Annotated in this window: 9 protein-coding genes; 4 read left to right on the top strand and 5 right to left on the bottom strand. The window is 61.7% G+C overall.

Annotated elements, in window-relative coordinates:
- The first annotated feature begins 62 nt into the window (after nt 1–62).
- Nucleotides 63–731: a polysaccharide lyase family 7 protein gene (locus GVN17_RS27775; RefSeq protein ID WP_166598495.1), complete on the top strand. Its 669-nt coding sequence runs from the start codon at nt 63–65 to the stop codon at nt 729–731.
- Nucleotides 732–1,006: 275 nt separating this feature from the next.
- Here GVN17_RS27775 and GVN17_RS27780 read toward each other — a convergent pair whose 3' ends face one another.
- A complete protein-coding gene (locus GVN17_RS27780; protein ID WP_166598496.1) occupies nt 1,007–2,404 on the bottom strand; it encodes a heavy metal sensor histidine kinase in 1,398 nt (465 codons plus the stop codon).
- Nucleotides 2,377–3,072, bottom strand: a complete 696-nt coding sequence (locus GVN17_RS27785) for a heavy metal response regulator transcription factor (protein ID WP_166598497.1) — start codon at nt 3,070–3,072, stop codon at nt 2,377–2,379. The genes GVN17_RS27780 and GVN17_RS27785 overlap by 28 nt, the downstream gene beginning before the upstream one ends.
- 279 nt (nt 3,073–3,351) lie before the next feature.
- Here GVN17_RS27785 and GVN17_RS27790 point away from each other — a divergent pair, with 279 nt between their 5' ends.
- The 3 genes from GVN17_RS27790 to GVN17_RS27800 all read left to right on the top strand — a co-directional run bounded on the left by GVN17_RS27790 (nt 3,352) and on the right by GVN17_RS27800 (nt 5,467).
- Nucleotides 3,352–3,957, top strand: a complete 606-nt coding sequence (locus GVN17_RS27790) for a hypothetical protein (RefSeq protein WP_166598507.1) — start codon at nt 3,352–3,354, stop codon at nt 3,955–3,957.
- Between the two features lie 123 nt (nt 3,958–4,080).
- Nucleotides 4,081–4,704 carry a cytochrome b/b6 domain-containing protein gene (locus tag GVN17_RS27795; RefSeq protein WP_166598498.1) on the top strand — a complete coding sequence of 208 codons (624 nt, stop codon included), beginning with the start codon at nt 4,081–4,083 and terminating at the stop codon, nt 4,702–4,704.
- Nucleotides 4,697–5,467, top strand: coding sequence for a molybdopterin-dependent oxidoreductase (locus GVN17_RS27800; RefSeq protein WP_166598499.1), 771 nt, complete (start codon nt 4,697–4,699; stop codon nt 5,465–5,467). Before GVN17_RS27795 ends, GVN17_RS27800 begins: the two co-directional genes overlap by 8 nt.
- Nucleotides 5,468–5,694: 227 nt before the next feature.
- Here the strand turns inward: GVN17_RS27800 and efeO (GVN17_RS27805) are convergent, their stop codons facing one another.
- The 3 genes from efeO (GVN17_RS27805) to efeO (GVN17_RS27815) all read right to left on the bottom strand — a co-directional run bounded on the left by efeO (GVN17_RS27805) (nt 5,695) and on the right by efeO (GVN17_RS27815) (nt 9,141).
- Complete coding sequence (efeO, locus tag GVN17_RS27805) at nt 5,695–6,516, bottom strand: iron uptake system protein EfeO (RefSeq protein WP_166598500.1); 822 nt, start codon at nt 6,514–6,516, stop codon at nt 5,695–5,697.
- A 27-nt stretch (nt 6,517–6,543) separates the two neighbouring features.
- Nucleotides 6,544–7,866, bottom strand: coding sequence for an iron uptake transporter deferrochelatase/peroxidase subunit (gene efeB, locus GVN17_RS27810; RefSeq protein WP_166598501.1), 1,323 nt, complete (start codon nt 7,864–7,866; stop codon nt 6,544–6,546).
- Nucleotides 7,867–7,932: 66 nt separating this feature from the next.
- On the bottom strand, nt 7,933–9,141 hold the full coding sequence (gene efeO, locus GVN17_RS27815; protein ID WP_166598502.1) for an iron uptake system protein EfeO: 1,209 nt from the start codon (nt 9,139–9,141) through the stop codon (nt 7,933–7,935).
- Nucleotides 9,142–9,197 lie beyond the last annotated feature (56 nt).

The following is a 9,197-nucleotide window of genomic DNA, read 5'->3' on the forward strand; positions in this document are numbered from 1 at the left end:
CGCAAACCCCCGTTCCAGAGACATTCCTTTGCTGGTGCGCATGTCGCACCCACGAGCGCAACATGATCGACCTCGCCACCTGGAACCTCTCCGTACCCGTAGGCACCCCTGCGGCCATCATCGACACGACGAAGCTGGTCAGCGGCTATCAGGATGGGTACTTCCGTTCGGGAGAGACGCTGTTTTTCTGGGCGCCCGTGACCGGGTCTCGGACCGATAACGCCATTTACCCGCGCACGGAATTGCGTGAGACCTACGCCAACGGCGCCGTGCACAACTGGGCCTACAGCCAGGCGGACAACTTCCTGCGTGCCGCGTTGACGGTCGATCAAGTGCCGTCGACCGGCAAGATCGTCATCGGCCAGATTCATTGCTACGGCAGCACGGAACCGCTGCTCAAGCTGGAATACCAGTACAAGGAAAAAACCAAGAACGGCAATCTGGTTATCAAGTACCGCCCGACGCCCACGTCCGAACCGGTGGTGATCCAACTCGCCACCGGGGTCCTGATGAAAGAGCGTTTCAACTACACCATCCACCTGACCCCCGCGGGCGACCTCAGCGTCAACGCCCACGACATGCAATGGAACGCCCGGCTAGACGGCACGTGGAATGGCAAGCAGCTGTATTTCAAGGCGGGCGTCTACACCCAGGACAACGCGGGGTATGCGACGGAAGGTGGGGCGGCGACGTTCTACAAACTGCAGATCAGCCACGACAAGAAGGCCTGACCGCAGCGGCAAGCTGCGAGCTGCGAGCTAAAGGCGGTTGGCGGTGATGCCGCTTTTGATTCTGCCCAGAGGGCGTGGGAGCTGGCTTGCCTGCGATCTGCTGCGCAGCGGCAGTAAACCCCAACCACGGGGTGTATCAGATACAACCGAGTTGTCTGACTTTACTGCCGCTGCGCGCCAGATCGTAGGCAAGCCAACTCCTACGGCCTTCGGCCAGAATCAAAAGCCCTGATCGCGTCACCCCGGCAGCCGCTATGTCTTGCGCAGAAGGAACATCACGCAGGCATTGAGAAAATGAGCGCAAAGCAAATCCGCCCCGGTATCGGCTGGTTCACCGCCACGTCACCCCCATGCAATTGCATGATTGCCGCGACGATGGCCAACCCCAGCCCGTTGGAATCGGAGCTCTGGTGGCGGGAGGCGTCGGCGCGGTAGAAGCGGTCAAACAGTTTGCCGAGGGCTGATTCGCTCAGGACCGGGCCCTGGTTTTCCACCTCGATGCGGCGTTCATCGCCGTTGTCGATCACCCGAATCTCGATCTCGCTGCTTTCATCGGCGTATCGGATCGCGTTGGCCACGAGGTTGCTCAAGGCACGACGCAGCAATAGTGGATCGGCGTCGAGCTGGCCATCGCCCGATACGTTGAACGTCATCTGCCGTTCCTCGGCCAAACCTTCGAAATACCCCGTCACCCGCTGCACTTCATCAGCGAGGCTCAGTGGCTGACGATTGAGCGCGGCCTGTGCATCGTCGGCGCGGGCGAGGAACAGGATGCTTTCGACCATCCGCGAAATCCGCTCCAGTTCCTCAAGATTCGACGCCAACAGCATCTGGTACTCATCGGCGCTGCGCGGTTGCCGCAACGCCACCTGACAATGGCCCATCAACGAACCCACCGGCGTACGAATCTCGTGGGCGAGGTCCGCGGAAAACTGGGTCAGGCGCTGGTAACCGTCTGCGAGGCGGTCGAGCATGCCGTTGTAGGCGTCACTCAGTTGCTGCAACTCCACCGGCGTGTCGCGGCTGTCCATCCGGCTGTCGAGGCGCGCCGGGGTGATGGCGGTGGCGTGGGCGGCCATGTTGCGCAGCGGTCGCAGGCCTCGGCGCAGCAACAAATAGCCGAGCCCGGCCGTCACCGCGAACGCCAGTGCAATCGAAATCAGGATGCGGTCGCGAAAGCTGGCCAGGGTCGCCATTTCCTTCACCGCCAGGTGCGCGGCGGTCAGGTGCACGACCTTGCCGCCAGACACCGCTTCCACCGTGGCCGCCCGCATCGGCACGTCCCCACGGACCATTCCGCTGCGCATGTCGTCCGCGCTCAAGGGTGCGTTGGCGCTGATCACGGGCATCTGCGGCAAAGTCGCGTGCAGCGGGTTGACCATGATCACCGGGGATTTGCCCGGCTCGCCAATGACGAAAATATCGTCCTCGCTGTCCAGCATGTTTTCGAACAGTTGCGGGCTGCTGCGCAGGGTGTCGAGGGTCAGGTCGTATTGCAGCAGTTTGCGAAAGTGATCGAGCCGCGCCAGCACCGCGTGGTCGCTGCGGGTCATCACCGAGGCTTTCATGGTTTCGTACAAATACATCCCGGCGCTGGCCACGGCGAGCATCGCCACCACCGCAAAGGCCAGGGTCGAGCGCAGGGTCAGAGAGGGCTGGCGTCGGGCTCGCATGGCCGCACCTCGCACACGTAACCGATGCCGCGCACGGTATGGATGAGCTTGACCGGGTAGGGTAGGTCCACTTTGCTGCGCAGGCGTTTGATCGCCACGTCGACCACGTTGGTGTCGCTGTCGAAGTTCATGTCCCAGACCTCCGAGGCGATCTGCGCCCGAGACAGCACGTCACCTTCGCGGCGCAGGAACAGATGCAGCAGGGCGAATTCCTTGTTGGTCAGGGTGATCACCTGTTGCTGGCGGGTGACGCGTCGACGCAGCAGGTCCAGCTCCAGGTCCGCGAGATGAAAATGATCGGCCTCGCGCACCACGCCCCGGCGCAGGATCGTGCGGATGCGCAGCAACAGTTCGGTGAAGGAAAACGGTTTGACCAGGTAGTCGTCGGCGCCCAGCTCCAGCCCGCGAATGCGGTCCTGCAACTGGTCGCGGGCGGTCAGGAACAACACCGGCACGTCCTGCTTGGCGCGCAGCACTTCGATGATCTGCCAGCCGTCGATGCCGGGCAGCATGACGTCCAGCACCAGCAGGTCGTAACGGTGCTCCAGCGCCATGTGCAGACCGTCGGCACCGTGCTGGGTCCAATCGACTTTGTAGCCGGATTCGCTGAGGCCCTTTTTCAGGTACTCACCGGTTTTGGTGTCGTCTTCGATCAGCAGGATGTGCATCGTGGGCGGGGCTCGCTTCGCGTCGGGGCAGTGTCGCCGGGCGGTTATCAAAGGGCGCTGAAAGCGGCTGGATGCCGCGTCGTGTGCGGAGTTTAACCATTTGGGCCGTTGAGGTCGGTTACATTTTTGTCATTGATCGAAGGGGGAGCGAGGCGTGCGGCGAATGACAAAAATGTCATCGCGCGGTCATTGTCCGGTGCCGGTTGCGGGCGGAGGATGGCAGTCATTCAACACGCACTATGCTTCATCCCTCTGCCCTCAAGGAACGTCACGATGAAAATGAAGAATGCATTGTCCGCCACCTTTGGTTTGCTCGCCCTGAGCGCGGCCGTCATGGCCTCGGCAGCTGACATGCCCGTGGTCAAGCCGGTGCGCGGCACCATTGATAGCTTCGAAAACAACACCCTGACTTACACCACCCGCGCCGGTGCTCATCAGAGCATCGCCCTGACCGACAAGACTGGCGTGCGTCTGGTCTCGAAAGGCGACATCGCCTCGATCAAGGCCGACAGCTTCATCGGTTCGGCGGCCACGCCTCAGGCCGACGGCACGCTGAAAGCGCTGGAAGTGGCGGTGTTCGAGCCAAGCCTCAAAGGCAGCGGCGAAGGTCACTACGGCTGGCAGAACGCTGACGGCAGCACCGGGACCATGACCAACGGCACCGTCGGCAAGCTGACCGGCACCAACGGCCACACCCTGAGCGTGAGCTACAAAGGCGGCGAAAAGCAGTTGGTGGTGCCGGACGACGTGCCGATTGCCTACATCGAAGCAGGCAAGGTCGACCAACTGGTCAAGGGCGCCAAGGTCGTGGTGTTCCCGGCTGACGACGGCAAGACTGCCCGTGGTGTAGCGGTCGGCAAGGATGGTTTCCAGCCACCGATGTAAAATTCAAAACCATCGCGAGCAAGCTCACTCCTACAAAGACCGCGTATCAACTGTAGGAGTGAGCTTGCTCGCGATACCGATGGCTATAGGTTGTCTTGAGCCTTCCTGAATGAGCCTCACACCATGAAAAAAAACAGCATTCATCCCTGGCCCATTCGCCTCACGCACTGGATCAACGCCTTTGGCATGGTCTGCATGTTCATGAGCGGGTGGGGCATTTACAACGCGTCGCCGCTGTTCCGCTTTTCCTTCCCCCGGGATTTCACCCTCGGCGGCTGGCTCGGCGGCGCGCTGGCCTGGCACTTCGCGGTGATGTGGCTGTTGGTGATCAACGGCCTGATCTACGTGGCGTACGGGCTGCTCAGCAAGCACTTCAAGCGCGACTTCCTGCCTGTCACCCCCAAGGCGGTCAAACGCGATTTGGTGGACGCCTTGCGTTTTCGCCTCAAGCACGAGAAGGGCGTGTACAACGCTGTCCAGCGCTTGATGTATTGGCTGGTGCTGGCGGCAGGCGTGCTGATCGTGGTGTCGGGGCTGGCGATCTGGAAACCGATTCAATTGCAGGAATTGACCGCGCTGTTCGGCGGCTACGACTTTGCCCGCTTCGTGCATTTTGGCGCAATGGCGGCGATTGGCGCGTTTGTCGTGGTGCACCTGGCGCTGGTGTTGCTGGTGCCGAAAACCCTGTTGCCGATGATCACCGGCGGCACGCGTGTGATGGAAAGCGGGAAGGGCGAACATGATTGAACCGAAAAAACGCGCGATCCAGCGCATCAAGCTGGAACCGGCGCAACAGACCCAACTGGAAAACCTGCAACGCCGTCACTTCCTCAAAGGCGGCCTGACCGTGGGCGCGATGGCCATGCTCAGCGGCTGCAACCTGCAGGACGGCGATCAGGTGGACAAAGTGCTGTGGAGCATGTCGCGCTGGAACGACCGGGTGCAGGCCTGGCTGTTCAGCGGGCAGAAACTGGCGCCGACCTTCGCCAAGGAGCAGATCCGCAACCCGTTCCCGTTCAACGCGTTCTACGGCGAGGACGACATCCCCGACCTGGACGTGGCCGACTGGAAGCTTGGCGTCTCCGGGTTGGTGCGCGACAAGGCCTCGTGGACTCTCGACGGCCTGCGCAAACTCCCGCAGCGCACTGACATCACGCGACTGATCTGCGTCGAAGGCTGGAGCGCCATCGGGCAGTGGGGCGGAGTGCCGCTGAAGACGTTCCTTGAGCACGTCGGCGCGGACACCTCGGCCAAATTCGTCGGCTTCAAGTGCGCGGACCGTTACTACTCCAGTCTCGACATGCCCACCGCCTTGCACCCGCAAACCCTGCTGGCGCTGGATTTTGGCGAGGTCGCGTTGCCGCCGAGCTACGGCTACCCGCTGCGCATCCGCGTGCCCACCAAGCTGGGCTTTAAGAACCCCAAGCACATCGTCGAGATCTTTGTGACCAACGATTATCCGGGCGGGTATTGGGAGGATCAGGGGTACAACTGGTTCAGCGGGATTTAGGCTGGCGATGTTCCCCCTGTCTCTGCCTCAACACCTTCATGCGCCGCTGACCCCCTGTGGGAGCGAATCCATTCGCGAAAAATGGTCCAGTCGATAGAGATGTACCGACTGGGATGGCCAATCGCGAATGAATTCGCTCCCACAGAATGAATTTTCGCCGGACTGAACGGACATAAAAAAACCGCCTGCCGAGTCATCGGCAGGCGGGCTTTTTGTTGCGTTGAAACTCAGTTCAGACCGAGTTTGCCACGCATTTGCGACAGGTCTTCAGCCAGGGTGTTGACCGGGCCGGTCAGGGCTTTACGGTCGTTTTCTTTCACCTTGTCATAGGTTTCGAAACCGCCATCCTTGGTTTTGTACTTCGCCAGGATCTTGTCCACGGTGGCGAAGTTCTTGTCGACCTTGGCCACGAACGCCTTGTCCGACTTCTCCAATTGCGGCTTGAACAGGTCGACGATTTTCTTCGCGCCGTCTACGTTGCCCTGGAAGTCATACAGGTCGGTGTGGCTGTAACGGTCTTCTTCACCGGAAATCTTGGTCGCCGCGACCTCTTCCAGCAGCGCCGCTGCACCGCCCACGACTTTCTCTGGCGGGAAGGTCAGGTCAGCGATGCGCGCTTGCAGGTCTTTGACGTCAGCCATCAGCTTGTCAGCCAGCGCGCCTTGATCCTTGGTGGTGTTCTTTTCGAAGAGCGCGTGCTCCAGACGGTGGAAGCCGGTGAAGTCTTCGGCTTCTACGCCTTTCTCATGGTCGTCAACGCGGGAGTCGATCGACTTGTCCAGGTCGTCGAACAGCTCGGCGATCGGCTCGATGGACTCGTAGGCAACGCGAGTGGTCGGGTACAGCTTCTTGGCGGTGGCCAGGTCGCCTTTTTTGATCGCGTCGGTGAATTTCTGCGTGTCGGCGGCCAGCTTGTCGACGTTTTCAGTGACATAGATTTTGTAGTCGGACACTGGGGTCACCAGGTCCAGCGGTGCCGTCGCCGCGAACACGGACGGGGTCTGCAACAAGCCAAGGGTAACCAACAGCGCGAGAGGCGACTTTTTCATGGAGCTCTTCCTGTGAGGTAAGGGTTGTCAGGCAGTTTTTGTTTTTACAGCGGAGGCAGCGGCCAGCAGCGACCGGCCTATGAAATCGTTGCTGTCTTTCACACCCGGCAAGGTGAAGAAATACCCGCCGCCGACCGGCTTCAGGTACTCCTCCAGCGGCTCGCCGTTGAGGCGGGTCTGCACGGTGATAAAGCCTTTTTCCAGATCCGACTGGTAGCAGATGAACAACAGGCCCATGTCCAGCTGGCCGTTTTTCATCACGCCGTTGGAGTAGTTGAACGGACGGCGCAGGATCAGGTTGCGCTGGCTTTCGGCCGTGCGCGGGTTCGCCAGGCGGATGTGAGCGTCGAGTTTCGTGAGCTTGCCTTCAGGGTCTTTGGCGTAATCCGGGACGTCGGTCTCGGTCTTGCCGTCCATTGGCGCGCCGGTCGGTTTGACCCGGCCAATGATGCTTTCCTGTTCCTGCAGCGGAGTACGGTCCCAGCGTTCGACCAGATTGCGAATGATGCGCACGGCCTGATAGCTGCCGTTGGCGGCCCAAGCGGGCTCGTCGCTGCCGGCTTGCACCCAGACCAGTTCGTTCATGGTCTTCTGGTTGTTGGAATCAGGGTTGGCCGAGCCGTCGCGGAAACCGAGGAAGTTGCGCGCGCTCTCAGGCGGTTGGCCTGGTTTGAGCGGGGCCTGGGCGGGCACGGTGCCTTCCTGCTTCCAGCGCACCAACAGCAGGTCCGGCAGGTTTTTCACGATGTCGCGCAGGGCGTGAATGTTGCTGTCCGGCGCGTTGGAGCAGAACTGAATGCTCAGGTCGCCGTGGCAGCAGGCCGCTTCGAGGGCGTCGTTGGGAAAACCGACCATGCGTTGCAGGCGCTTGGGCTTGACGTGCTCCAGACCGAAACGCTCGTCGAACAGCGAGTCGCCGACCGACACGGTAATGGTCAGGTTATCCGGGGTGACCACCGGGCCAAGAATGCCGGAGTCCAGCGGCGGCAGCTTCGGATCGACCTGAGGCACGGCGCCACCGGTCATCAGGAACGTGATGCGCTCGTTGAGCGTGCGGAACAGGCGCTCCAGATCGTCGGTGTCCTGGGCCAGCACGTCGAAGGCCACCACCATGCCCGCCGTCGGGCGGGGGGTGACGATGCCGGTCTGATGCACGCCGTGGAATTCGTTGCGGTCCTGGGTCTTTTCGCTTTTCGGGGCTTCGGTCACTTGCGCCGGGGCACTGGTGGCTGCGAGGGCATTGCCGCTCAGGCTGGCACCGGCCATGGCAGCACCGGCCGCGCCAAGGCCCATCAGGACACGGCGGCGTTCAGCGGAAATCGGGGCGTTGGACGAATCGGAGTCTTTCATGTGGATAGTTTCTTCGCTCGGGTTTCAGGGCCGGGCGGGTGCAGAAAGGCACCCGCCAGGGCACGCTTACAGGCCAGTGAGGCCCAGGGCCGGATCGATTCCATCGAGTGCATCGGCCAGCGCCTTGGCCTTGTCCGCGATTTGTTTGCGTTGTTCTGCGCCGACCTGGTCGTACGGCTTGTAGCCGCTGTCGGTCTTGAGCATCAGGAACTGGTCGTCCAGTGCGGTGCTGGCGTCGTCGATTTTCTTCAGCACATCGCCCCAGTTCCTGGCCAGCAGTGGGCGCAACAGCTCGATGACTTTGCGAGTGCCTTCCAGGTTGGCGGCGAAACCGCTGACGTCGAGGTGGCTGTAACGCTCTTCTTCGCCGTTGCTGCGGATGTCGGCCAGGCTGCGCATGTTGCGCACCACCATGCTCGCCAGTTGCTCCGGCGCGATGCTTTGGGCCAGCAATTGGGTTTTCAGCGTCGCGATGTCGGCTTGCAGCTTCTGCGCGACCGGCGACAGGCCGTCCACGGACTTCTGCGAGAACAGGCCGAACTCGATGCGGTGGAAGCCGCTGAAACCAGGGTCCTGCTCGCGTTTTTCGAAATAATCGGCGCGGGCGTTGATCGCATTGTCCAGCTCGGCCAAGCGTTGCGCGGCGGGGGCAATCCGCTGATACGCGGCGCGGGCCGGGGCGTAGGCTTTCTGCGCAGCGGCCAGATCGCCGCTGTCGATGGCCTGTTGCAGATCGGCGGTGGCGCGGATCAGCGCGCTGCTCTGGGTGCTCAGGTAGACGCGGTACTCCGACAGCGGGCCGATGAAGGCGACCATCGAAGGACGGGCTTTCGCAGCGGCTTCGGATTCAGCGGTGGGCGTCACGTGCAGAGTGCCGCGCGGGTTGCTCAGCAGGCCGCAGGTGATCGCGTAGTCGCCGGGTTGCAGGTTGGCATTGATGATCTGACTCAGGCCGGGAACGATGTTTTCGCGCTCTTCGACCACCAGCACGCCGTCGAGGATTTCCCACTCCACGGCACGCTCGGAGGCGTTGACGATGCGGAACGCGTGCTTGCCCGCAGGCACGGTGATGGCGTTCGGCTCGCAGCTCTTGGCGTTGATGGTCACCACGGTTTCATTGCCGCCGTTGGCGATGCGCTTTTTCTGCGCGGCCTGCGAGGCGAAATAGAACATGGCGCCTGCGGCGATCATCAGCAGCACGGAACCTGCGACGGCAAATTGCAGGGCGCGTTTAGGCTTGGCTTTCTGCGGAGGAAGGCCGGTCTGACTGGTCATGGTTGCCCTTATTTGTTCGTAACTGAGGAAGAGTGGCCGTGTTCATGGGCCGGGCG

Source organism: Pseudomonas sp. SLFW, from assembly GCF_009905615.1.
Taxonomy (GTDB): domain Bacteria; phylum Pseudomonadota; class Gammaproteobacteria; order Pseudomonadales; family Pseudomonadaceae; genus Aquipseudomonas; species Aquipseudomonas bambusae.